This window comes from Streptomyces sp. NPDC058751 (assembly GCF_042746485.1).
In the GTDB taxonomy this organism is placed as follows: domain Bacteria; phylum Actinomycetota; class Actinomycetes; order Streptomycetales; family Streptomycetaceae; genus Streptomyces.
In genome coordinates this window covers 145881-169944 of the sequence record NZ_JBHYPZ010000003.1, presented here as the reverse complement: position 1 = coordinate 169944, position 24064 = coordinate 145881, and the positions used below count along the sequence as shown (strand labels likewise).

At 72.0% G+C, this 24064-nt stretch carries 16 protein-coding genes; 12 read left to right on the top strand and 4 right to left on the bottom strand.

All coding sequences use genetic code 11. The features are described from left to right. The first annotated feature begins 15 nt into the window (after window positions 1–15). The gene (gene smc, locus ACFW6B_RS04515) at window positions 16–3618 is read left to right on the top strand and encodes a chromosome segregation protein SMC (protein ID WP_386591910.1); all 3603 of its coding nucleotides are present in this window, start codon (window positions 16–18) and stop codon (window positions 3616–3618) included. 84 nt (window positions 3619–3702) lie between these two features. On the opposite strand, the gene ACFW6B_RS04510 is transcribed toward smc, so the two are convergent. Continuing rightward, the gene (locus ACFW6B_RS04510) at window positions 3703–4044 is read right to left on the bottom strand and encodes a DUF4326 domain-containing protein (protein WP_386591908.1); all 342 of its coding nucleotides are present in this window, start codon (window positions 4042–4044) and stop codon (window positions 3703–3705) included. A gap of 353 nt (window positions 4045–4397) precedes the next feature. Here ACFW6B_RS04510 and ACFW6B_RS04505 point away from each other — a divergent pair, with 353 nt between their 5' ends. Then, window positions 4398–5792: a sugar porter family MFS transporter gene (locus ACFW6B_RS04505; RefSeq protein ID WP_386591907.1), complete on the top strand. Its 1395-nt coding sequence runs from the start codon at window positions 4398–4400 to the stop codon at window positions 5790–5792. Window positions 5793–5920: 128 nt separating this feature from the next. Here the strand turns inward: ACFW6B_RS04505 and ACFW6B_RS04500 are convergent, their stop codons facing one another. After that, window positions 5921–6889, bottom strand: coding sequence for an LLM class flavin-dependent oxidoreductase (locus ACFW6B_RS04500; RefSeq protein WP_386591905.1), 969 nt, complete (start codon window positions 6887–6889; stop codon window positions 5921–5923). 357 nt (window positions 6890–7246) lie between these two features. On the opposite strand from ACFW6B_RS04500, the gene ftsY reads away from it, so the two are divergent. Beyond that, window positions 7247–8449: a signal recognition particle-docking protein FtsY gene (ftsY, locus tag ACFW6B_RS04495; RefSeq protein WP_386591903.1), complete on the top strand. Its 1203-nt coding sequence runs from the start codon at window positions 7247–7249 to the stop codon at window positions 8447–8449. A gap of 95 nt (window positions 8450–8544) precedes the next feature. On the opposite strand, the gene ACFW6B_RS04490 is transcribed toward ftsY, so the two are convergent. Next, complete coding sequence (locus ACFW6B_RS04490) at window positions 8545–9207, bottom strand: bifunctional DNA primase/polymerase (RefSeq protein WP_386591901.1); 663 nt, start codon at window positions 9205–9207, stop codon at window positions 8545–8547. A gap of 447 nt (window positions 9208–9654) precedes the next feature. Between ACFW6B_RS04490 and ACFW6B_RS04485 the strand changes: the two genes are divergently transcribed. The 6 genes from ACFW6B_RS04485 to ftsH all read left to right on the top strand — a co-directional run bounded on the left by ACFW6B_RS04485 (window position 9655) and on the right by ftsH (window position 19692). Further along, the gene (locus tag ACFW6B_RS04485; RefSeq protein WP_386591899.1) at window positions 9655–11130 is read left to right on the top strand and encodes a hypothetical protein; all 1476 of its coding nucleotides are present in this window, start codon (window positions 9655–9657) and stop codon (window positions 11128–11130) included. 436 nt (window positions 11131–11566) lie between these two features. Beyond that, window positions 11567–12898, top strand: coding sequence for an ammonium transporter (locus tag ACFW6B_RS04480; RefSeq protein ID WP_386591897.1), 1332 nt, complete (start codon window positions 11567–11569; stop codon window positions 12896–12898). After that, entirely contained in the window at window positions 12895–13233 is a 339-nt protein-coding gene (locus ACFW6B_RS04475) for a P-II family nitrogen regulator (protein ID WP_037625082.1), read from the top strand. The genes ACFW6B_RS04480 and ACFW6B_RS04475 overlap by 4 nt, the downstream gene beginning before the upstream one ends. A gap of 41 nt (window positions 13234–13274) precedes the next feature. After that, window positions 13275–15734, top strand: a complete 2460-nt coding sequence (locus tag ACFW6B_RS04470) for a [protein-PII] uridylyltransferase (protein WP_386591894.1) — start codon at window positions 13275–13277, stop codon at window positions 15732–15734. A 335-nt stretch (window positions 15735–16069) separates the two neighbouring features. Further along, window positions 16070–17623: a signal recognition particle protein gene (gene ffh, locus ACFW6B_RS04465; protein WP_386591892.1), complete on the top strand. Its 1554-nt coding sequence runs from the start codon at window positions 16070–16072 to the stop codon at window positions 17621–17623. Between the two features lie 134 nt (window positions 17624–17757). Further along, window positions 17758–19692 (top strand): ATP-dependent zinc metalloprotease FtsH, encoded by a 1935-nt coding sequence (ftsH, locus tag ACFW6B_RS04460; RefSeq protein ID WP_386591890.1) that lies wholly within the window; start codon window positions 17758–17760, stop codon window positions 19690–19692. A 172-nt stretch (window positions 19693–19864) separates the two neighbouring features. Here ftsH and ACFW6B_RS04455 read toward each other — a convergent pair whose 3' ends face one another. After that, entirely contained in the window at window positions 19865–20722 is an 858-nt protein-coding gene (locus tag ACFW6B_RS04455) for a methyltransferase domain-containing protein (protein WP_386591888.1), read from the bottom strand. A 200-nt stretch (window positions 20723–20922) separates the two neighbouring features. On the opposite strand from ACFW6B_RS04455, the gene proS reads away from it, so the two are divergent. From proS to rpsP, 3 genes are all read left to right on the top strand, one after another. Beyond that, window positions 20923–22338 carry a proline--tRNA ligase gene (gene proS / locus ACFW6B_RS04450; protein ID WP_386591886.1) on the top strand — a complete coding sequence of 472 codons (1416 nt, stop codon included), beginning with the start codon at window positions 20923–20925 and terminating at the stop codon, window positions 22336–22338. Between the two features lie 251 nt (window positions 22339–22589). Beyond that, complete coding sequence (locus ACFW6B_RS04445; protein WP_037625093.1) at window positions 22590–23186, top strand: hypothetical protein; 597 nt, start codon at window positions 22590–22592, stop codon at window positions 23184–23186. A 456-nt stretch (window positions 23187–23642) separates the two neighbouring features. Further along, window positions 23643–24062 (top strand): 30S ribosomal protein S16, encoded by a 420-nt coding sequence (gene rpsP / locus ACFW6B_RS04440; protein ID WP_386591884.1) that lies wholly within the window; start codon window positions 23643–23645, stop codon window positions 24060–24062. The last annotated feature ends 2 nt before the right edge of the window (window positions 24063–24064 follow it).

Below are 24064 nucleotides of genomic sequence, written 5' to 3'. Positions count from 1 at the left end.
GTAGAGTCCGGCGGCGTGCACCTCAAGGCCCTGACCCTGCGAGGGTTCAAGTCGTTCGCCTCCGCGACCACACTGCGGTTCGAACCGGGCATCACCTGCGTCGTGGGCCCCAACGGCTCGGGCAAGTCCAACGTCGTGGACGCGCTGAGCTGGGTCATGGGCGAGCAGGGGGCCAAGTCGCTGCGCGGCGGCAAGATGGAGGACGTCATCTTCGCCGGTACCACCGGGCGTCCGCCGCTCGGCCGTGCCGAGGTCTCCCTGACCATCGACAACTCCGACGGCGCGCTGCCCATCGAGTACGCCGAGGTCACCATCACGCGGATCATGTTCCGCAACGGCGGCAGCGAATACCAGATCAACGGAGACACCTGCCGGCTGCTCGACATCCAGGAACTGCTGTCCGACTCCGGCATCGGCCGCGAGATGCACGTCATCGTCGGACAGGGGCAGCTCGACTCCGTCCTGCACGCCGACCCGATGGGCCGCCGCGCCTTCATCGAGGAGGCGGCGGGCGTCCTCAAGCACCGCAAGCGCAAGGAGAAGGCGCTGCGGAAGCTGGACGCGATGCAGGCCAACCTCGCGCGCGTGCAGGACCTCACCGACGAACTGCGGCGCCAGCTCAAGCCGCTCGGCCGGCAGGCCGCCGTGGCCCGCCGCGCCGCCGTCATCCAGGCCGACCTGCGCGACGCCCGGCTGCGCCTCCTCGCCGACGACCTCGTACGGCTGCGGGGCGCCCTCCAGTCCGAGATCGCCGACGAGGCCGCGCTCAAGCAGCGCAAGGAGACCACCGAGGCCGAGCTCAGGAAGGCGCTCCAGCGGGAAGCCCTGCTGGAGGACGAGGTGCGGCAGCTGACACCGCGCCTCCAGCGCGCCCAGCAGACCTGGTACGAGCTCTCCCAGCTCGCGGAGCGGGTGCGCGGCACGGTCTCGCTGGCCGACGCGCGCGTCAAGAGCGCCACCTCGGTGCCCGCCGAGGAACGGCGCGGACGCGACCCCGAGGACATGGAGCGCGAGGCCGTCCGGGTGCGCGAACAGGAGGCCGAGCTCGAAGCGGCCCTGGAGGCGGCCGAACGGGCCCTGGAGGACACCGTCGCGCACCGCGCCGAGCTGGAGCGCGAGCTGACCGCCGAGGAACGCCGTCTCAAGGACGTGGCCCGCGCCATCGCCGACCGCCGCGAGGGCCTCGCCCGCCTGGGCGGCCAGGTCCACGCCGCCCGCTCGCGCGCCGCCTCCGCGCAGGCCGAGATCGACCGCCTCGCCGCCGCCCGCGACGAGGCCCAGGAGCGCGCGGTCACGGCACAGGAGGAGTACGAGCAGCTCAAGGCCGAGGTCGACGGCCTCGACGCGGACGACGCCGACCTCGCCGAACGGCACGAGGCGGCCCGGCGCGCCCTGTCCGACGCGGAGGGGGCGCTGAGCGCCGCCCGCGAGGCCGCCGGCGCCGCCGAACGCGAGCGGGCCGCCACCCGGGCCCGCCGGGACGCCCTCGCCCTCGGCCTGCGCCGCAAGGACGGCACGGGAGCGCTGCTCGGCGTCACGGACCGGCTCGCCGGGGTGCTCGGTCCGGCCGCCGGACTGCTGTCGGTCACCCCCGGCTCCGAGGTCGCGCTCGCCGCCGCGTTCGGCGCGGCCGCCGACGCCGTCGCGGTCACCGGCCCCGCCTCCGCCGCCGAGGCCATCCGTCTGCTGCGCAAGCAGGACGCGGGCCGCGCGGCACTGCTGCTCGCCGGAGCACCCGAGGAGCCCGGCGCCGAGGCCCACGCCGGTGCCGGACCGGCGGACGGCGCCTCCACGCACGTACCCCCCGACGGCGACGCGCCGCCGTACGCCGCCGGTCTCGTCCGGGGGCCCGCCGAGCTGATGCCCGCCGTACGACGGCTGCTGCGCGGGATCGTCGTCGTCGGCACCCTGGAGGAGGCCGAGGACCTGGTCTCCGCGCGGCCCGGCCTCACGGCGGTGACCGCCGAGGGCGACCTGCTCGGGGCGCACTTCGCGCACGGAGGGTCCGCCGGGGCGCCCAGTCTGCTCGAAGTGCAGGCGTCCGTGGACGAGGCGACGGCCGAGCTGGAGGAACTGGCCGTGCGCTGCGAGGAGTTGGCCGAGGCGCAGCGGCAGGCGACCGGGCGGCGGGGGGAACGGGCCACGCTCGTCGAGGAGCTGGGGGAGCGGCGGCGGGCCGCCGAGCGGCAGAAGTCGTCCGTCGCGCAGCAGCTGGGACGGCTGGCCGGGCAGGCGCGCGGCGCGGCGGGCGAGGCGGAGCGGAGCACCGCCGCGGCCGTCCGCGCGCAGGAAGCCCTCGACCGGGCCGTGGCGGAGGCGGAGGAGCTGGCCGAACGGCTCGCCGTGGCCGAGGAGATGCCGGTCGAGGAGGAACCCGACACCTCGGTCCGTGACCGGCTCGCCGCGGACGGCGCCAACGCGCGGCAGACGGAGATGGAGGCCCGGCTCCAGGTGCGGACGCACGAGGAGCGGGTCAAGGGACTCGCCGGACGGGCCGACTCGCTGGACCGCGCGGCCCGCGCCGAACGCGAGGCACGCGCGCGTGCCGAGCAGCGGCGCGCCCGGCTCCGCCACGAGGCCGCCGTCGCCGGGGCCGTCGCCTCCGGCGCCCGGCAGCTCCTCGCGCACGTCGAGGTCTCGCTCGCCCGCGCCGAGGAGGAGCGCACCGCCGCCGACGCCGCGAAGGCCCGCCGTGAGCAGGAGCTCGTGACCGCGCGGGGCCGGGGCCGAGACCTCAAGGCGGAGCTCGACAAGCTCACCGACTCGGTGCACCGGGGCGAGGTGCTCGGCGCCGAGAAGCGGATGCGCATCGAGCAGCTGGAGGCGAAGGCGCTGGACGAGCTCGGCGTCGAGCCGGCGGGACTGGTCGCCGACTACGGTCCCGACCAGCTCGTACCGCCGTCGCTGCCCGCCGAGGGCGAGGAACTGCCCGAGGACCCCGAGCACCCGCGCAACCGGCCCCGGCCGTTCCACCGTGCCGAGCAGGAGAAGCGGCTCAAGTCGGCCGAACGGGCGTACCAGCAGCTCGGCAAGGTCAATCCGCTGGCCCTGGAGGAGTTCGCCGCGCTGGAGGAGCGCCACAAGTTCCTCAGCGAGCAGCTGGAGGACCTCAAGAAGACGCGCGCCGACCTTCTCCAGGTGGTGAAGGAGGTCGACGAGCGCGTCGAGCAGGTCTTCACCGAGGCGTACCGGGACACGGCCCGGGAGTTCGAGGGCGTCTTCAGCCGGCTGTTCCCGGGCGGGGAAGGGCGGCTCGTCCTGACCGACCCCGACAACATGCTCACCACCGGTGTCGACGTGGAGGCCAGGCCGCCGGGCAAGAAGGTCAAGCGGCTCAGCCTGCTCTCCGGCGGCGAGCGTTCGCTGACCGCCGTCGCGCTCCTCGTGTCGATCTTCAAGGCGCGCCCCAGTCCGTTCTACGTGATGGACGAGGTCGAGGCGGCGCTGGACGACACCAACCTCCAGCGGCTGATCAGGATCATGCAGGAGCTTCAGGAGGCGTCCCAGCTCATCGTGATCACGCACCAGAAGCGCACGATGGAGGTCGCCGACGCGCTGTACGGCGTCTCCATGCAGGGCGACGGCGTCTCGAAGGTCATCAGCCAGCGCCTGCGCTGATCCTCACGACCCGTCCGGCCCCGGAAGGTCTCACGACCCGTCCGGCCCCGGAAGGTCTCACGATCCGTCCGGCCCCGGAAGGTCTCACGATCCGTCCGGCCCCGGAAGGTCCTCGCCCACGCCCTCGTCGGCGAGTTCGGCGAGCACCTCGGCGTGGCAGCGCTCGGGGACGCACCAGCAGCCGAGCCGGTGGCCGCGCAGGGCGGGCAGCCGGGCCAGCAGCTCCGGGCGCGCCAGCAGGTAGGCGCGGTACATCTCGACGACCTCCTCCCGGGTGCCGTCGTGGCCGGGGCGGAACGGGCTCGCCAGCGGGGAGCCGGACAGGTGCCAGCCGCCCCGGTGCATGGCGCGGCCCACGTACACCACGTCGGCGTACGCGGGATCGTCGCGGTGCCCCTTGAGGTTGACGACCGTGGTCCGCTGCATGGACCGGATCCTCGTCGCCCGGCCCGCCGCGGGCAACGCGAACACGGCCGGTTTCCACGGCGGGACGAGGGGTAGCCGGGTGTGCCACGGGGCCTTCGCCGAACCGTCCGGGCACTTGATGTTCAACTATTGAACACAAGTGGGCCGATGGTTCGTCTGGAGTCCACTTCTGCCCCGGGTTTGACTTCGAAGCTTGAAGGAATATTCTCTCCGACGTCGTTTTTCCCTTCAGGTGGTGTCCCGGGTGAACCTGTGCGCCACTGGTAACCACCAGCGAAGGCCTTCGTCCCCACCCCGGGGGGCGAGGCCGGTGGCCCGAGGAGTCTTATGTGACCGGCGGATCGCAGGTACCCATGTCAGAAGGCAGGACGTCCCATCCCGAGCATCTCGGGCACGTCATCTTCATCGCGGCGGCGGCCGCGATGGGCGGCTTCCTGTTCGGCTACGACAGTGCCGTGATCAACGGTGCCGTCGAGGGGATCCGGGACCGCTACGACATCGGCTCCGCGGCCCTGGCCCAGGTCATCGCCATCGCGCTGATCGGCTGTGCCGTCGGCGCCGCGACCGCCGGCCGTATGGCCGACCGCATCGGACGCATCCGCTGCATGCAGATCTCCGCGGTCCTGTTCACCGTCAGCGCCATCGGTTCGGCGCTGCCCTTCGCGCTGTGGGACCTCGCCTTCTGGCGCATCATCGGCGGATTCGCCATCGGCATGGCCTCCGTCATCGGCCCCGCCTACATCGCCGAGGTCTCCCCGCCCGCGTACCGCGGACGGCTCGGCTCGTTCCAGCAGGCCGCGATCGTCGTCGGCATCGCCATCTCGCAGCTCGTCAACTGGGCCATCCTGAACGCCGCCGACGGTGACCAGCGAGGTCAGCTCCTCGGTGTGGAGGCCTGGCAGGTCATGCTCGGCGTCATGGTCGTCCCGGCCGTCCTCTACGGTCTGCTCTCCTTCGTCATCCCCGAGTCGCCGCGCTTCCTGCTCGAGGTGGGCCGCAGGGACCGCGCCCGTGAGGTGCTCAAGGAGGTCGAGGGCGACAAGATCGACCTGGAAGCCCGCATGAACGAGATCGAGACGGCCATGAGGGGCGAGCACAAGTCGACCTTCAAGGACCTGCTCGGCGGCGGCTTCCTCTTCCTGCCGATCGTCTGGATCGGTATCGGCCTCTCGGCCTTCCAGCAGTTCGTCGGCATCAACGTCGCCTTCTACTACTCCGCGACGCTGTGGCAGTCGGTCGGTGTCGACCCGTCGGACTCGTTCTTCTACTCGTTCACCACGTCGATCATCAACATCATCGGCACCGTGATCGCCATGATCTTCGTGGACCGCATCGGCCGTAAGCCGCTCGCCCTCATCGGCTCGGTGGGCATGGCCATCGGTCTCGGCCTGGAAGCTTGGGCCTTCTCCTACGACCTGGTCGACGGCAAGCTGCCGGCCACCCAGGGCTGGGTCGCCCTGATCGCCGCCCACGTCTTCGTCCTCTTCTTCGCCCTCTCCTGGGGTGTCGTGGTCTGGGTCTTCCTCGGCGAGATGTTCCCGAACCGGATCCGCGCCGCCGCGCTCGGCGTCGCCGCCTCCGCGCAGTGGATCGCCAACTGGGCCATCACCGCGAGCTTCCCGTCGCTGTCCGACTGGAACCTCTCGGCCACCTACGTCATCTACACGTGCTTCGCCGTGCTCTCCATCCCCTTCGTCCTGAAGTTCGTCAAGGAGACGAAGGGCAAGGCCCTGGAGGAGATGGGCTGACGTCCGTGTCACCGGCGGCTTCCCGCGGCCGCCGGTGGCCGTCCCGACCCGGGGGGAGGGGCCAAGTCCCCGCTGCCCCTCTCCCCGTACTCGTGAGGAAGCGTGCCGTCCCGGCCCGGACCCCCGGGTCACGCGAGCCGGGGCAGCACGCTCTCGCAGAACAGACGCAGGCTGCGCCAGCCCTCGTCGACGGGCATCCCGCCGGAGAGCGGGTGCAGGACGAGGCTGTCGAGGCCCAGGCCCACGCACTGGTCGGGCGTGAGGACGCGGTAGACGCCCTCGGCGCGCAGCTCCTCCACCGTCGTGGCCGCCGACCTCACCGCCGAGCGGATCTCGCCGGACTGCCAGGAGGCGTACGTCCGGGCCTCGTGCAGGAAGTGGCGGCCGTACTCGGCCCAGGCCCGGTCCGGGTCCTCGGCGACGTGCAGCAGCGGGGTCTCGGCACCGGGCATCATGGTCCAGCCCTCGGTGCCGTACTCGACGAGCCGCTCCTTGTAGTAGGACTCCAGCTCCGGCAGGTGCGCGCTCGGGAAGAACGGCAGCCCGAGCCGGGCCGCGCGCCGGGCCGCCGCCCTGGAGGAGCCGCCCACCAGCAGCAGCGGGTGCGGGTCCGAGAACGGACGCGGGGTGACCCGTACCCTACGGCCCCGGTAGGTGAACTCCTCGCCGGTCCAGGCCTTCAGCACCGTCTCCAGGAGCTCGTCCTGGAGCTTGCCGCGCCGCTTCCAGTCGACGTCGAACTGCGCGTACTCCTCGGGCCGGTAGCCGATGCCGGCCACGGTCACCAGGCGGCCGCCGCTGAGCAGGTCGAGCACCGCGACGTCCTCGGCGAGCCGCAGCGGGTCGTGCAGCGGGCCGATGACCGCCGAGACGGTGACGGCGATCCGCCGGGTCGCCCCGAAGACCGCGCCCGCGAAGGCGAAGGGCGAGGGCAGCCAGTTGTTCGCGACCCCGTGGTGTTCCTCGGTCTGCACCGTGGTGATCCCGCGGTCGTCGGCGTACGTGGCCATCTCGACGGCGGCCCGGTAGCGGGCCCCGAGCGAGGCGGGGGTGGCGTCGGGTTCGACGAGGTTGAAGCGCACGACCGTCACGGGCATGGGGAGCCCCCCTTCGTGTGTGGAGGGGGACGGTAGCTGACGGGGCGTCAGGTTGCCATAGTCGCGGAGCCGGCGGGTCTGCCTGCGGGCGGTCATGTCGTGATGTCGCGGGCGAGGGTGTGTCACGGCCCACGGTATGGACCGTGACGCACCCTGGGTACGCTGCGCGCACCCCTGACCTACCTCGTGATACCGGAGCAGCCGGTGTGCCGCCGATACTGAGGAGGTTGTGACTCCGCCCCGAAGGCTTCCCGTCGACGCGTGGCCGAGCGGCGGACCAGCCCGGCCCGCGAGGGCGCACGGCCCCCGCGCGGACAACGGCTGGCCGAGGGATAGGTCACGCATACTGGGCTTGTTATGGAAACCATCATCCTTGCTGTAGTCATCGCCGTGGTGGTGATCGTCGCGCTCGGTGGGCTCGTCGTCGGCAGTCGCAAGCGGAAGCAGCTGCCCCCGCCGCCCCCCGCCGCCCCCGACATCACCGCCCCGCCGGCCGAACCGCACGTGGGCGACGAGGCCGAGGCGCCGCACGACGAACCGCGCCGCACCTTGGAGGAGGTGGATCTCCCCGACGGCTCGGCCGCCCCGTCGGTCGTCGTCGAGGAGCCCCCGGCCGCCCCCCAGATCGAGATCCCGGCACCGACCGCCGGGCGTCTGGTGCGGCTGCGCACCCGGCTCTCCCGTTCGCAGAACGCGCTCGGCAAGGGGCTGCTCACGCTGCTGTCGCGCGAGCACCTCGACGACGAGACCTGGGAGGAGATCGAGGACACGCTGCTCGTCGCCGACGTCGGTGTGCAGCCCACCCAGGAACTGGTCGACAGCCTGCGCGGGCGAGTGAAGGTGCTCGGCACCCGTACCCCGGCGGAGCTGCGCGGCCTGCTCCGCGAGGAGCTGCTCAAGCTGGTCGGCACCGACGTCGACCGTGCGGTGAGGACCGAGCCCGAGGGCCGCAAGCCGGGCATCGTGATGGTCGTCGGCGTCAACGGCACCGGCAAGACCACCACCACCGGCAAGCTCGCCCGTGTGCTCGTGGCCGACGGCCGCACGGTCGTGCTCGGCGCCGCCGACACCTTCCGCGCCGCCGCCGCCGACCAGCTCCAGACCTGGGGCGAGCGCGTCGGCGCCCACACCGTGCGCGGGCCGGAGGCGGGCGACCCCGCCTCCGTCGCCTTCGACGCGGTGAAGGAGGGCAAGGAGATGGGGGTCGACGTGGTCCTCATCGACACCGCGGGCCGTCTCCACACCAAGACCGGCCTCATGGACGAGCTCGGCAAGGTCAAGCGCGTCGTGGAGAAGCACGCGCCGCTCGACGAGGTGCTGCTCGTCCTCGACGCGACCACCGGGCAGAACGGCCTCGTGCAGGCGCGCGTGTTCGCCGAGGTCGTCGAGATCACCGGCATCGTGCTGACCAAGCTGGACGGCACGGCGAAGGGCGGCATCGTCATCGCGGTGCAGCGTGAGCTGGGCGTCCCGGTCAAGCTGGTCGGGCTCGGCGAGGGCGCGGACGACCTGGCGCCGTTCGAGCCGGAGGCGTTCGTTGACGCCCTTATCGGAGAGTGACCACCCGCGCGAACGCGTAGGTGACCGAAGAAGCGCCCGCCCCGCGGCACTGCCGGGGGACGGGCGCTTCGTCCTGTACGGACCGCTCCGGCGGGTCAGGCCCGCGAGCGGTGTGTCACGTGGGCGAGGGTGCCCAGCAGGAGCCTGGCCGGGGGCGGCTTCGTGACGGAGTCGAGGGCGGGGGAGCGCAGCCAGCGGACCGGGCCGAGTCCCGCGCGGTCGGAGGGCGGGGCGGTGATGAACGTGCCCGGGCCCAGTCCGTGCAGGTCGAGGGAAGCGTCGTCCCAGCCCATGCGGTAGAGCAGCTCGGGGAGTTCGGCCGCGGAGCCGGGGGAGACGAAGAAGTGGGCGCGGCCGTCCGCCGTGGCCGTCACGGGACCGAGCGGCAGGCCCATGCGCTCCAGCCGGACGAGCGCGCGGCGCCCCGCCGCCTCGGCCACCTCGATCACGTCGAAGGCCCGGCCGACCGGCAGCATCACCGCGGCGCCCGGGAAGCCAGCCCAGATGCCGGTCGCCTCGTCCAGGGTGGTGCCCGCGGGGATCGTCGGGGCGAAGTCCAGGGGGTGCGCGCCCGGTGCCGGGCAGTCGGCCCGGCCGCACGAGCACGCCCCCGCGGCGGCCCGTGCGCCCGGGACCACGTCCCATCCCCACAGTCCGGTGAACGTGGCGACGGCGGTGCCCTCCGACGAACGGCCGCGGCGACGAGCACCGGTCCGGATGTCGCGCATCGCCCGACTACTGCCGATCGTGAAGCCCATGCCCCCTCCAACGGGTCCGGTGCGCCCGCGGTTACGTGACGGAACCGGATTGTCACCCTCTGTTCCTGCCTGCCCGGTATGACGCGTCCCAGACGGCGCCTTGTCGCACAGGGGGTGGCGCGCTCGGCTCCGTGCGCCCTGGAGTGCGCTTCTCCGCCCACCCCTGGTCGTCCTGCGTCAAGTGAAGCGCGAGAGGGGTGAATGGGGTTCATTCGAAGGGGTGGCGAATGGTGGCGTTTCGCGGATCGCCATGGCTGGACGCGTGATCGTAGGATTACTTTGTGTGCACGAGTCCTGGGGTTTTGTTTACTCGTGAGTATGCCAAGGGCAAGCCGGGTTCCCGTTCGAAGGGTGTGAACTACCGGACACGCGGCCGCGTTTACGGGCATTCTGATAGGGCTTGGCGCAGAGCGGCGACAAGTGGTCTCGGGGAGTGGGGGCGTTCCAGTGGGCGGCAACGGCGGAGGCGGGACGAACGCTGACAAGCGCCCCAACGACATGCTCGGCTCGTGGTTCGTGCGCAGCGGCTGGTCGAAGGGCGAGCTGGCGCGCCAGGTGAACCGCAGGGCCCGCCAGTTGGGGGCCAACCACATCTCGACGGACACCTCGCGGGTGCGCCGCTGGCTGGACGGGGAGAACCCGCGCGAGCCGATCCCGCGCATCCTGTCGGAGCTGTTCTCCGAGCGGTTCGGCTGTGTCGTCGCCGTCGAGGACCTCGGTCTGCGCGCCCCCCACCAGGCGCCCTCCGTGTCCGGCATCGACCTCCCGTGGACCGGCCCCCAGACCGTCGCGCTGATCAGCGAGTACTCGCGCAGCGACCTGATGCTGGCCCGGCGCGGCTTCCTCGGCAGTTCGCTGGGGCTCTCCGCGGGCCCCGCCCTCATCGAGCCCATGCAGCGCTGGCTCGTCCCCACGCCGCCGGCCCCGTACGAGGCCCCCGAACCGCCGGGCTCGGCGCGCCGCGGCGGCAGGCTCTCCCAGCCGGAGCTGGACCTGCTGGAGTCCACCACCGTGATGTTCCGTCAGTGGGACGCGCAGTGCGGCGGCGGACTGCGCCGCAAGGCCGTCGTCGGCCAGCTGCACGAGGTGACGGACCTCCTCCAGGAGCCGCAGCCCGCGGCCACCGAGAGGCGTCTGTTCAAGGTCGCCGCCGAACTGGCCGAGCTGGCGGGCTGGATGAGCTACGACGTGGGCCTCCAGCCCACCGCGCAGAAGTACTTCGTGCTCGCCCTGCACGCCTCGAAGGAGGCGGGCGACAAGCCGCTCGGCTCGTACATCCTCTCCAGCATGAGCCGTCAGATGATCCACCTCGGGCGGCCCGAGGACGCGCTGGAACTGATCCACCTCGCCCAGTACGGCAGCCGTGACTGCGCGAGCCCGCGCACCCAGTCGATGCTGTATGCGATGGAGGCCCGCGCCTACGCCAACATGGGCCAGCCCGGAAAGTGCAAGCGGGCCGTCCGCATGGCCGAGGACACCTTCGCCGACGTGGACGAGTGGGACGATCCGGACCCCGACTGGATCCGCTTCTTCTCCCGGGCCGAGCTGTACGGCGAGAACTCGCACTCCTACCGCGACCTCGCCTATGTCGCCGGGCGCAGCCCCACGTACGCCTCCATGGCCGAACCCCTGATGCGGGAGGCGGTCGACCGCTTCGGCAAGGACCCCGAGCACCAGCGGTCGTACGCGCTCAACCTCATCGGCATGGCCACCGTGCACCTGCTGCAGCGCGAGCCCGAGCAGGGTGCGGTCCTGGCCAGGGAGGCCCTGCGAATCGGCAGGAAGGTGCGCTCCGAGCGCGTCAACACTCGTATCCGAAAGACGGTCGACACCGCGGTCCGCGACTTCGGGGACCTCGCCGAGGTCATCGACCTCACCGACCAGCTCGCCGTCGACCTGCCCGAGACCGCAGAGGCGGTCTGACACCCGGCCGCCGAGGCGGCCCCGCCCAGTACTCCGGCCGCGGCCGACCGTCCCGAACTGCCCGACTCGGCTCCCCCATGCCAGGTCATCGGACGGCCGGACGCGGCCGGTTCCGCTGTATGCGGTTCCGGCCCGTGCGGCCCGCGCGGACGCGGCAGGCCGTCGCGGGACCGCCCCGCACGGCGGCGCGTCCTTACTCGCCAAGAGCGCCGTGCGCACTCCGCAGGAGATTGCGTCACGATAACGATCGCTTCGACCGCAATCAGGCAGTTCATGAACGTGTAACACGCGGAGCGCCTTCGTCACTGGTGCGAAACATCGAGGGGCGTCCACGGAAACCGCGCTGCGTCAATCTCATGGCGCATAACCGGCCCACCCCTCACGACCCACTCAGGCTTCGCCCGCACGGGGCCGTACCAACGACGAGGAGACGCCGATGGCACCAGCCATCACCCTTGCCGCAGACAAACTGTCTGCCGCCAACACAGGGTTCATGCTCATCTGTTCCGCCCTGGTGCTGATCATGACGCCGGGCCTCGCCTTCTTCTACGGAGGCATGGTCCGCGTCAAGAGCACGCTCAACATGCTGATGATGAGCTTCATCAGCATGGGGATCGTCACCATCCTGTGGGTGCTGTACGGCTTCTCCCTCGCCTTCGGCACGGACAAGGGATCGCTCATCGGCTGGACCTCCGGCTGGGTCGGTCTCAGCGACATCGGTCTGACGGAGCTGTGGGACGGGTACACCATCCCGGTCTTCGTCTTCATGGTCTTCCAGCTGATGTTCGCGATCATCACGCCCGCCCTGATAAGCGGTGCCCTCGCGGACCGCGTCAAGTTCACGGCCTGGTCGCTGTTCATCACCCTGTGGGCCACCGTCGTCTACTTCCCCGTCGCCCACTGGGTGTGGGGCGCGGGTGGCTGGGCCTTCGAGCTCGGTGTGATCGACTTTGCCGGCGGTACGGCCGTCCACATCAACGCGGGCGCCGCGGCGCTCGGCGTGATCCTGGTCATCGGCAGGCGCGTCGGCTTCAAGAAGGACCCGATGCGCCCGCACAGCCTCCCGCTGGTGATGCTCGGCTCCGGTCTGCTGTGGTTCGGCTGGTTCGGATTCAACGCCGGCTCGTGGCTCGGCAACGACGACGGCGTCGGCGCGCTGATGTTCGTCAACACCCAGATCGCCACCGCGGCCGCCATGCTGGCCTGGCTCCTCTACGAGAAGATCCGCCACGGCGCGTTCACCACGCTGGGCGCCGCCTCCGGCGCGGTCGCCGGTCTGGTCGCCATCACCCCGTCCGGCGGCGCGGTCTCCCCGCTCGGCGCCATCGCGGTCGGCGCCATCGCCGGTGTCCTGTGCGCCATGGCCGTCGGCCTGAAGTACAGGTTCAACTACGACGACTCCCTGGACGTCGTCGGCGTCCACCTCGTCGGCGGTGTCATCGGCTCCCTGCTGATCGGCTTCTTCGCCAGCGGCAAGGGCCAGTCCACGGTCGAGGGCCTCTTCTACGGCGGCGGCCTCACCCAGTTCTGGAAGCAGTGCGCCGGCGTCTTCGCCGTCCTCGGCTACTCCCTGGTCGTCTCCGCGATCCTCGCCTTCGTCATCGACAAGACCCTCGGCATGCGGGTCACCGAGGACGAGGAGATCGCCGGCATCGACCAGGCCGAACACGCCGAGACCGCATACGACTTCAGTGGCGCCGGTGGCGGCGCCGCCCGTACCGCCGTGCCCGCCCCGGCCGACACGGACGCCAAGAAGGTGGACGCATGAAGCTCATCACCGCCGTCGTGAAGCCCCACCGGCTCGACGAGATCAAAGAGGCACTGCAGGCGTTCGGAGTCCACGGACTGACGGTCACCGAGGCGAGCGGCTACGGTCGGCAGCGGGGACACACCGAGGTGTACCGCGGCGCCGAGTACACGGTCGACCTCGTTCCCAAGATCCGCATCGAGGTGCTGGTCGAGGACGACGACGCCGAACAGCTCGTCGACGTCGTCGTCAAGGCGGCCCGTACCGGCAAGATCGGTGACGGCAAGGTGTGGTCCGTCCCGGTCGACACGGCCGTCCGGGTCCGCACCGGTGAGCGCGGCCCCGACGCCCTCTGACGGGGCCTGCCCGCACGAACAGGAAAGACAGGAGTCGCTGGGTGACGAGCACGGACACGCGAGTGGAAGCAGAGGACTCGGGACCCAGCGGCTACGCGGCGGCCCGGCTGCGCCTCCTCCAGGAGGGGGCGCGGTCCGGGCCGCCGCGCCGTTCCGCCCTCGCCGAACTGACGGACGACTGGCTGAGCGGCCTGTTCACCGCCGGAGCCCAGGGCCTGCGCGGGGTCTCCCTGATCGCCGTCGGCGGCTACGGCCGCGGCGAGCTCTCCCCCCGCAGCGACCTGGACCTGCTCCTCCTGCACGACGGCACCGACCCCGGCGCCGTCGCCGCCCTCGCCGACCGCGTCTGGTACCCCGTGTGGGACCTCGGCCTCGACCTCGACCACTCGGTCCGCACCCCCGTCGAGGCCCGCAAGACCGCCGCCGACGACCTCAAGGTCCAGCTCGGCCTCCTCGACGCCCGCCACGTCGCCGGCGACCTCGGCCTCACCGCCGGACTGCGCACGGCCGTCCTCGCCGACTGGCGCAACCAGGCACCCAGGCGGCTGCCTGAACTCCAGGAGCTGTGCGCGGAACGCGCCGAACGCCAGGGCGAACTCCAGTACCTCCTCGAACCCGACCTGAAGGAAGCGCGCGGCGGACTGCGCGACGCCACCGCCCTGCGCGCCGTCGCCGCCTCCTGGCTCGCCGACGCGCCCCGCGAGGGCCTCGCCGACGCCCGCCGCCGGCTCCTCGACGTCCGCGACGCCCTGCACCTGGCCACCGGCCGCGCCACCGACCGCCTCGCCCTCCAGGAACAGGACCAGGTCGCCGCGGAACTCGGGCTCCTCGACGCCGACACCCTGCTGCGCCAGGTGTACGAGGCCGCGCGCGTCGTGTCGTACGCCAGTGACGTCACCTGGCGCGAAGTGGGCCGCGTCCTGCGCTCGCGAGCCGTACGCCCGCGGCTGCGCGCCATGCTGGGCGGCGGCAAGCCCGTCGCCGAACGGTCCCCGCTCGCCGAGGGCGTGGTCGAGCAGGACGGCGAGGTCGTGCTCGCCCGCGCCGCCCGGCCCGAGCGCGACCCCGTGCTCCCGCTGCGCGCCGCGGCGGCCGCCGCGCAGGCGGACCTCCCGCTGTCCCTGCACGCCGTACGCCGGATGGCCGCCGCCGTACGACCCCTCCCCACCCCCTGGCCCGCCGAGGCACGCGAACAGCTCGTCACCCTCCTCGGCTCGGGCCGCCCGACCATCGAGGTCTGGGAGGCGCTGGAGGCCGAAGGACTCGTCACCCGGCTGCTGCCCGACTGGGAGCGGGTGCGCTGCCGGCCCCAGCGCAACGCCGTCCACATCTGGACCGTCGACCGCCACCTCATCGAGACGGCCGTCCGCGCCTCCGAACTGACCCGCCGCGTCGGCCGCCCCGACCTCCTCCTCGTCGCCGCCCTGCTCCACGACATCGGCAAGGGCTGGCCGGGCGACCACTCCGTCGCCGGCGAGATCATCGCCCGTGACGTGGCCGCCCGCATCGGCTTCGACCGCGCGGACGCGACGGTGCTCGCCACCCTCGTACGCCACCACCTCCTCCTCGTCGACACGGCGACCCGGCGTGACCTGGAGGACCCGGCCACCGTCCGCTCGGTCGCCGAGGCCGTCGGCTCCCAGGGCACCCTGGAACTGCTGCACGCGCTCACCGAGGCGGACGCGCTGGCCACCGGGCCCGCCGCCTGGTCCTCCTGGCGCGGCTCCCTCGTCGCCGACCTCGTCAAACGGGTCTCGGCCGTGTTCTCCGGGGACGCGCCCGAGGAACCCGAGCCCGGCGCGCCGACCGCCGAGATGGAGCGCCTCGCGATCGAGGCCTGCCGCACGGGCGGGCCCGTCCTGGCCCTGCGCGCGCAGACGGAACCGCTCGACCCGGACGCCGAACCCGCCGCCGCCCAGGAGGACCCGGAACCGCTCGGCGTGGAACTCCTCATCGCCGTCCCCGACCAGCCCGGCGTGCTCCCCTCGGTGGCCGGAGTCCTCGCCATGCACCGGCTGACCGTCCGCACCGCCGGACTGCGCGCCCTGGACCTGCCCGACGGCGTCGAGGGCTCGGTGCTGCTGCTCGACTGGCGCGTCGCCGCCGAGTACGGCTCCCTGCCGCAGGCCGCCCGGCTGCGCGCCGACCTCGTACGCGCCCTCGACGGCTCCCTCGACATCGCCGCCCGCCTCGCCGAGCGCGACGCCGCCTACCCGCGCCGCAGGGGAGTCGTCGCGCCCCCCGCCCGGGTGACCGTCGCGCCCGCGGCGTCCCGCCTGGCCACGGTCATCGAGGTCCGCGCCCACGACGCCCCCGGCCTGCTGCACCGCATCGGGCGGGCCCTGGAGACGGCGCGGGTGCGGGTGCGGAGCATGCACGTCTCCACGCTCGGCGCGAACGCCGTGGACGCCTTCTACGTGACGGGCGCGAAGGGGGAGCCCCTGCCGGGGGAGGAGGCGGCCTCGGTGGCGCGGGCGGTGGAGGGGGCGCTGCGGGCCTGACCCCGCGGACGTCGGCACCGTTCGCCCGGCGCGGCCGGCGGGCGTGTGACCTCCGCGACCCCGTGGTGTGCCGGGCGCCGCCGGGCGGGCGGGAATTGCCGGACGGGCCCCAGGGCATGTCCGCGAAGTCCCGCCCGCCCGGCGACGCCCGGGCCCGTTTTCCAAGGCCGTCCGGCCGCCCGACACGGCCCGGCAGGGGCCGCGGAGCGCCGTTCCCGCCGCCGCGGACCCCGTCCCCGCCCGTCGAATGCGGTGTGCGGGGACGAATCGCTTGCGCGGACAGATACCCTGGAGGGCAGCCCGAAACGACCCCGACTCCGAGGACCGAAGCCACCGTGTTCGATACCCTCTCCGACCGCCTCGGCGCGACGTTCAAAAACCTCCGCGGCAAGGGGCGCCTCAGTGAGGCGGACATCGACGCCACGGCCCGCGAGATCCGCATCGCGCTCCTCGAAGCCGACGTCGCCCTGCCCGTCGTCCGCACGTTCATCAAGAACGTCAAGGAACGGGCGATGGGGAGCGAGGTCTCCAGGGCCCTGAACCCCGCCCAGCAGGTCCTGAAGATCGTGAACGACGAACTCGTCACGATCCTCGGCGGTGAGACCCGCCGTCTCCGGTTCGCCAAGAACCCGCCCACCGTGATCATGCTCGCCGGCCTCCAGGGCGCGGGCAAGACCACGCTCGCCGGAAAGCTCGGCAAGTGGCTCAAGGACCAGGGCCACTCCCCGATCCTCGTCGCCGCCGACCTCCAGCGGCCGAACGCGGTGAACCAGCTCAGCGTCGTCGCCGAGCGCGCGGGCGTCGCCGTCTACGCCCCCGAGCCGGGCAACGGCGTCGGCGACCCGGTCAAGGTGGCCGAGGACTCCATCGAGTTCGCGAAGGCCAAGGTCCACGACATCGTGATCGTGGACACCGCCGGCCGCCTCGGCATCGACCAGGAGCTGATGCAGCAGGCCGCGGACATCCGCGACGCCGTCAGCCCCGACGAGATCCTCTTCGTCGTCGACGCGATGATCGGCCAGGACGCGGTCAACACCGCCGAGTCCTTCCGCGACGGCGTCGGCTTCGACGGCGTGGTGCTCTCCAAGCTCGACGGTGACGCCCGCGGTGGCGCCGCCCTGTCGATCCGGCAGATCACCGGCAAGCCGATCATGTTCGCCTCGAACGGCGAGAAGCTCGACGACTTCGACGCCTTCCACCCTGACCGGATGGCCTCCCGCATCCTCGACATGGGTGACCTCCTCACCCTGATCGAGCAGGCGGAGAAGACGTTCAGCCAGGAAGAGGCCGAGAAGATGGCCTCCAAGCTGGCGTCCAAGAAGGGCCAGGACTTCACCCTGGACGACTTCCTGGCCCAGATGGAGCAGGTCCGGAAGATGGGCAGCATCAGCAAGCTGCTCGGCATGCTCCCGGGCATGGGCCAGATCAAGGACCAGATCAACAACCTGGACGAGCGGGACGTCGACCGTGTCGGCGCCATCATCAAGTCGATGACCCCGGGCGAGCGCCAGGACCCGACGATCATCAACGGCTCGCGCCGCGCCCGTATCGCCAAGGGTTCCGGCGTCGAGGTCAGCGCGGTCAAGGGCCTGGTCGAGCGCTTCTTCGAGGCCCGCAAGATGATGTCCCGCATGGCCCAGGGCGGCGGGATGCCGGGCATGCCGGGGATGCCGGGCATGGGCGGCGGCCCCGGCCGCGCCAAGAAGAAGGCGAAGCCGGCCAAGGGCAAGCAGCGTTCCGGCAACCCGATGAAGCGCAAGCAGCAGGAGGAAGAGGAGGCCGCGCGCCGCGAGGCCGGCGCGCAGGGCGGCAACGCCTTCGGCCTCCCGCAGCAGAGCGCCCAGGACAACTTCGAGCTGCCGGACGAGTTCAAGAAGTTCATGGGCTGACACCGCCGGACCGGCCTCCCGCCCGTACGGGAGGGCCGTCGTGACGCCCGCCGGGGGCGCTCCTCACCGCGAGGGGCGCCCCCGGCGTCATGATCGCGGGTGCCGGTGTCCGCCATCTGTCGTAACGTCCACTTATGAGCAATCCCGTGCCGCCGCGCAAGGCACCGGACCAGCCGTGGCGTAGCGAGGGCACGCCACCGGAGCCGACACCGCCGTCGGGCGGCCGACGGAAGCTTCCCGGCGGCTGGTGGAGCCTGGTGCTGGCCGCGCTCATCGTGTTCCTGATCGCCAACCTGGTGCTGTCCTTCTACAACAAGGGCAACGAACCGACGATCTCGTACACGGAGTTCAGCCGACAGGTCGACGACGGCAACGTCACCAAGATCTACGCCAAGGGCGACGCGATCCAGGGACAGCTCAAGAACTCCCAGGAGAAACCCGACGGCGACGGGAAGTACACCAAGTTCAAGACCCAGCGGCCGGTCTTCGCCGACGACAAGCTGTGGGACGACCTCCAGAAGCACGACGTCACGGTGACCGCCTCGCCGGTGGTCCAGGAGCGCAGCTTCCTGTTCAACCTGCTGATCTCGCTCGCCCCGATGATCCTGCTCGTCGTCCTGTGGATCTTCATCGCCCGGCGCATGGGTTCCGGCATGGGCGGCGCGGGCGGCATGCTCGGCCGGAAGGCGCCCCCGAAACCGGTCGAACTCGTGCCCGGCGGCAAGCGCACCACGTTCTCGGACGTGGCCGGCATCGACGAGGTGGCAGGCGAGCTCAACGACGTCGTGGACTTCCTCAAGAACCCCGACGCGTACCGCAGGATGGGCGCGAAGATGCCGGGCGGTGTGCTGCTCGCGGGTCCGCCCGGCACGGGGAAGACCCTGCTCGCGCGGGCTGTCGCGGGCGAGGCGGGTGTCCCGTTCTTCTCCGCCTCCGCCTCCGAGTTCATCGAGATGATCGTGGGCGTCGGCGCCTCGCGCGTGCGCGAACTGTTCGCCGAGGCCCGCAAGGTGGCCCCGTCCATCATCTTCATCGACGAGATCGACACCATCGGCCGGTCACGGTCGGGCGGCTCCGCCATGGGCGGCCACGACGAGCGCGAGCAGACGCTCAACCAGATCCTCACCGAGATGGACGGCTTCTCCGGCTCGGAGGGCGTCATCGTCATCGCCGCCACCAACCGCGCGGACATCCTGGACCCGGCGCTCACCCGCCCCGGCCGCTTCGACCGGGTCGTCAACGTCTCGCCCCCCGACCGCGGCGGCCGCGAGTCGATCCTGGAGATCCACACCCGCGAGATCCCGCTGGCCTCCGACGTGGACCTCGCCCAGGTGGCCCGTACGACCCCGGGCATGACCGGCGCGGACCTCGCCAACCTCGCCAACGAGGCGGCCCTCCTCGCCGTCAAGCGCAAGCAGTCCGAGGTGACCCAGAGCGACCTCTCCGAAGCGCTCGAGAAGGTCCAGCTCGGCGCCGAACGCTCCCTGGTCATGCCCTACGAGGAACGCCGCCGCACCGCGTACCACGAGAGCGGCCACGCCCTCCTCGGGATGCTGCGGCCCGGCGCCGACCCGGTCCGCAAGATCACCATCGTCCCGCGCGGCCGCGCCCTCGGCGTCACCCTCTCGACGCCGGACGCGGACCGGTACGCGTACACCGAGGGGTATCTGCGCGGCCGGATCATCGGCGCCCTCGGCGGCATGGCCGCCGAGCACGTCGTCTACGACGTCATCACCACGGGTTCGGAGAACGACCTGGAGCAGGTCACGAACATCGTCCGCGGCATGGTGGCCCGCTGGGGCATGAGCGAACGCGTCGGCCGGCTGTCCGCGCTGCCGGGCGACTCCCAGCAGGCATACGGCCTCGCGGCGGCCCCGGGCACCCTCGACTCGATCGACCACGAGATGCGCCGCATCGTCGACGAGTGCTACGAGGAGGCCTGCCAGAAGCTCCGTGACCACCGGGGACAGCTCGACGCCCTGGCGGAGGCGCTCCTCACGAACGAGACGCTGGAGGAGGCCGAGGCGTACCGGATCGCCGGGGTGACCCGGATCGCCAAGGAGGTGTGACCCCGGCGCCCGGACCGCACCCAAGCCAACGCACCCAAGCCACCACACTCCCGCGGCCGGGACCCGGCGCGAGGGGCCGTGCCGGTACACCGATGCCCGTCGCCACCGACGCCCACGCCTCACCCGACGGCGACGGGCTGATGCACCGGCACGGCCCCGCCCCCCACCGGCCTCAGGGCGTACGGGCGATCAGATACCGGAACACGTTCGGCATCCAGACGGTCCCGTCCCGCCGCAGATGAGGATGCAGCGCCTCGGCCACCTCCTTGTCGACCTGGTCCTGGTCGGTGGCCTCGACCGCGGCGTCGAACAGCCCCGTGGAGAGCAGCCCGCGTACGGCGCTGTCCACATCGGCGTAGCCGAACGGGCAGGCCACCCGCCCCGACCCGTCCGGCCGCAGCCCGGCCCGCTGGGCGACCTCCTCCAGGTCGTCCCGGCGCGCGGCACGCCAGCTCGCCGCGCCGCGCAGGGGATCGGCCAGCTTGGTGGCCACCCGCAGCACGGCCGAGGTGGCGCACCGTTCCGGCGGCCCCCACCCGACCAGCACCACCGGCGCTCCCCGCCCGGCCAGCGGTGCCGCCTCCGCGAGCTGCGAACCGAGTCCCTCGGAGTCGCCGGCCACGCACCCGATCGGCTCGAACGCGGTCACCAGGTCGTACGCCGGCGCGTCCTCCACCACCGTGTCCCGGGGGGACCCGGACACGATCCGGGCCTCGGCGCGCGGGCCCGTGTCCGTCTCCCGCGGCAGCAGGCGTTCCCGCGCGAGGGTCAGCCGTTCGGGTGACGAGGAGTCGACACCCGTGACCACGGCGCCGCGGGCGGCGGCCATCAGCAGAGCGAGCCCGGACCCGCAGCCGAGCCCGAGCAGCCGTGTCCCGCGGCCCACTTCGAGCCGCTCGTGGACGGCCTCGTAGAGCGGCACCAGCATCCGCTCCTGGATCTCGGCCCAGTCACGCGCGCGTGCGTCCCGGTCCGGGCGGGGCGGTGGGCCCGCATGAGGAAGGTGCTGCCGCACGAGCGTAGGTGTCATAGAAAGTGCCCCAATCCGCCGAGAGTTGCCGCCGGGCCCCCTTTCCTCCGCCCCCGCGCACGAGGCCCGTACTCCCCCCGTATGTCAGGTAACTCCGCCCTCGACGTGCCGTCCAGGGGGCGCGGGGACCTGTTTGTGCCCAGGACGCGAAAGGCCCGAGAATTCACATACCGGCAACGTGGGCCCGTACCATCACCCGCATGGCAAAGGCAGCCGTTCTCACGCCCAGGGCCGACGATTTCCCGCGCTGGTACCAGGACTTGATCAACAAGGCCGAGCTCGCCGACAACGGACCCGTGCGCGGCACCATGGTCATCCGTCCGTACGGGTACGGGCTGTGGGAGCGGATGCAGCAGGAGATGGACGCCCGCATCAAGGGGGCGGGTGCCCGGAACGCCTACTTCCCGCTGTTCATCCCGCAGTCGTACCTGACCCGGGAGGCGGAGCACGTCGAGGGCTTCGCGCCCGAGCTCGCGGTCGTCACGCACGGCGGCGGCAAGGAGCTGGAGGAGCCGGTCGTCGTCCGCCCCACCTCCGAGACGATCGTCAACGAGTACTTCTCCAAGTGGGTGCAGAGCTACCGCGACCTGCCGCTGCTGATCAACCAGTGGGCGAACGTGGTCCGTTGGGAGATGCGCCCCAGGGTGTTCCTGAGGACGACCGAATTCCTCTGGCAGGAGGGCCACACCGCGCACGCCACCTACGAGGAGGCCCGGGACTACGCCGCGCGCATCCACACGGAGGTGTACGCCGACTTCATGGTGAACGTCCTCGGCATCGATGTCGTCCTCGGCCGGAAGACGGCGGCCGAGCGGTTCGCGGGCGCCGTCAACACCCTCACCCTCGAAGGGATGATGGGCGACGGCAAGGCGCTCCAGATGGGCACCAGCCACGAGCTGGGGCAGAACTTCGCGAAGGCGTTCGACACCCGGTACCTGTCGAAGGAGGGGGAGCGGGAGCTCGTCTGGCAGACCTCCTGGGGGGCCTCGACCCGCATGGTGGGTGGCCTGATCATGTCGCACGGTGATGACAGCGGGTTGCGGGTGCCGCCCCGGCTGGCCCCGGTACAGGTGGTCGTCCTCGCGATCAAGGGGGACGAGGCCGTTCTGGCCAAGGTCCGCGAGATCGGCGACCGGCTGACGGCGGCGGGCACGAGGGTCCAGGTCGACGACCGCACGGACATCCCCTTCGGGCGCCGCGCCGTCGACTGGGAACTCAAGGGCGTCCCCGTACGCGTCGAGGTCGGCCCCCGTGACCTGGAGAACGGCACGGCGATGCTCGTCCGCCGCATCCCCGGGGGCAAGGAGCCGGTGGCCCTCGACGCGCTGGCGGCCCTGCTCCCCGCCGTCCTGGAGGAGGACCAGGCGCTGCTCCTGCGGCAGTCCCGCGAGCGCCGCGAGTCCCGTACGTCGGACGTGTCGACGGTCGGGGAGGCCGTGGAGGCCGCCGCGGCCGGCGGCTGGGCGCGCATCCCCTGGGCGGACCTCGGCGAGGAGGGCGAGGCCGGGCTCGCCGAGCACGCGGTGACCGTACGGTGTCTGGTGGCCGAGGACGGGTCGGTGCCCGACGCCGACGACGCACCCGGTAACGTCGCCGTCGTCGCCCGTGCCTACTGAGCGGTACGGCAGGGCGGCCGAAACACCTCTTGCGCATCCGCCGGTCACAGGCGTCCCGGGGCGCGGATGTCGTCTACGCGCCGGGGCGTACGTACGCCTACGTACCGCCTTGGTACGAGCTGCGATGCTTCTCCGCAGATCAGCGCACCCGACCTCGTCGGTTCACATCAGTGGCAACTGACGGGTACGTGCAAATTATTTGAGATGCCCCGTAATAGGAACACGGAGGCACCCCCGCTCGTTCTCATTACGTGAGCACGACACCACCTGTTCTCGCCGCAGAGCTGGCAGGGGCGTGGGCCGACATTCAGCGGCACCACCCCGAACTGCCCGATCTTGCCGCGCCAGAGTCCCTGATCGGGGAGTCGTCGTCCGCCTGCGGGCACGAACTCTCCTTCGAGCGACTGCTTCACGAAGCAGTCCACGGCATCGCCGCCGCCCGCGGAGTCCGCGACACCTCGCGCGCCGGCCGGTATCACAACCGCAGATTCCTCGCGATCGCCGAGGAGCTGGGCCTCGACCATCCCGAGGAGCCGCATCCCAGCAGTGGCTTCTCCCTGGTCACGCTCAACCCCGAGGCGAAGCGCCGCTACCGCCCGACCATCGAGCGGCTCCAGCGGGCGCTGAAGGCCCACACGGCCGCCACGTCCGCGGACACCGCCCGCTCGTTCCGCGGCCCGGCCGCCCGCCACGGCTCCTCCGGGGGAGGCGTCCGGGTCAAGGCCGTCTGCGACTGCGGGCGCAACGTGCGCGTGGTCCCGTCCGTCCTCGCGCAGGCGCCGATCGTGTGCGGAGGATGCGGCAAGCCCTTCCGGATCCCGGAGGTGGTCGGGGCGGCCGCCGGCTGAGGCGCGGGCTCCACCGGCGTCTCGTGGGTGCCGGACGGGTTCGCGCGGCCCGTGAGCAGTCGCGCCTCCCCCACCGCCCTCGGGCGGGTGGGGGAATTCAGGAGGCACGAGTGCGCGCGGGCCGCATCTCTCCGACGCCCCGGCGGCCGGTCCCGGCCGCCCCGCGCCTGAAGGGCACCCGGGAACGCCGGGTGCCCTTCAGGCATGGGCTCGTCCGGGTACGGGCCCGCACGGCAGGGGGTGGTTCGTCCGGGCACGGGTTCGCGCGGCGGGTGCGGGCGGGCGCCCCCGGTCCGGGCGTACGGCAGGATGTGGCAGAATGGCTAGCTGTACTCGACAGCCGCATAGGACCCCTCTCTCCTCCGGCTGACGCGTCCATCGGGCACTCGGGTACCGCAACCCCACGCGGTCATCTCTGCGTGCCCAACCCCGTCAAGACCAGGAGACACCACTTCCGTGGCAGTCAAGATCAAGCTGAAGCGTCTGGGCAAGATCCGTTCGCCTCACTACCGCATCGTCGTCGCCGACTCCCGTACCCGCCGTGACGGCCGGGCCATCGAGGAGATCGGTCTGTACCACCCGGTGCAGAACCCTTCGCGCATCGAGGTCGACTCGGACCGTGCGCAGTACTGGCTGGGTGTCGGCGCGCAGCCGACCGAGCCCGTGCTCGCCATCCTGAAGCTGACCGGTGACTGGCAGAAGTTCAAGGGCCTGCCGGCCCCGGCTCCGCTGCTCGTCGCCGAGCCGAAGGCCACGCGCCCGTCCTTCGACGCCCTCGGCGGCGAGGACACGGGCAAGGGTGAGGCCATCACCCAGAAGAAGAAGGCTGAGAAGAAGGACGAGGCCGCGGCCGAGTCCGAGTCGACCGAGGCCTGAGC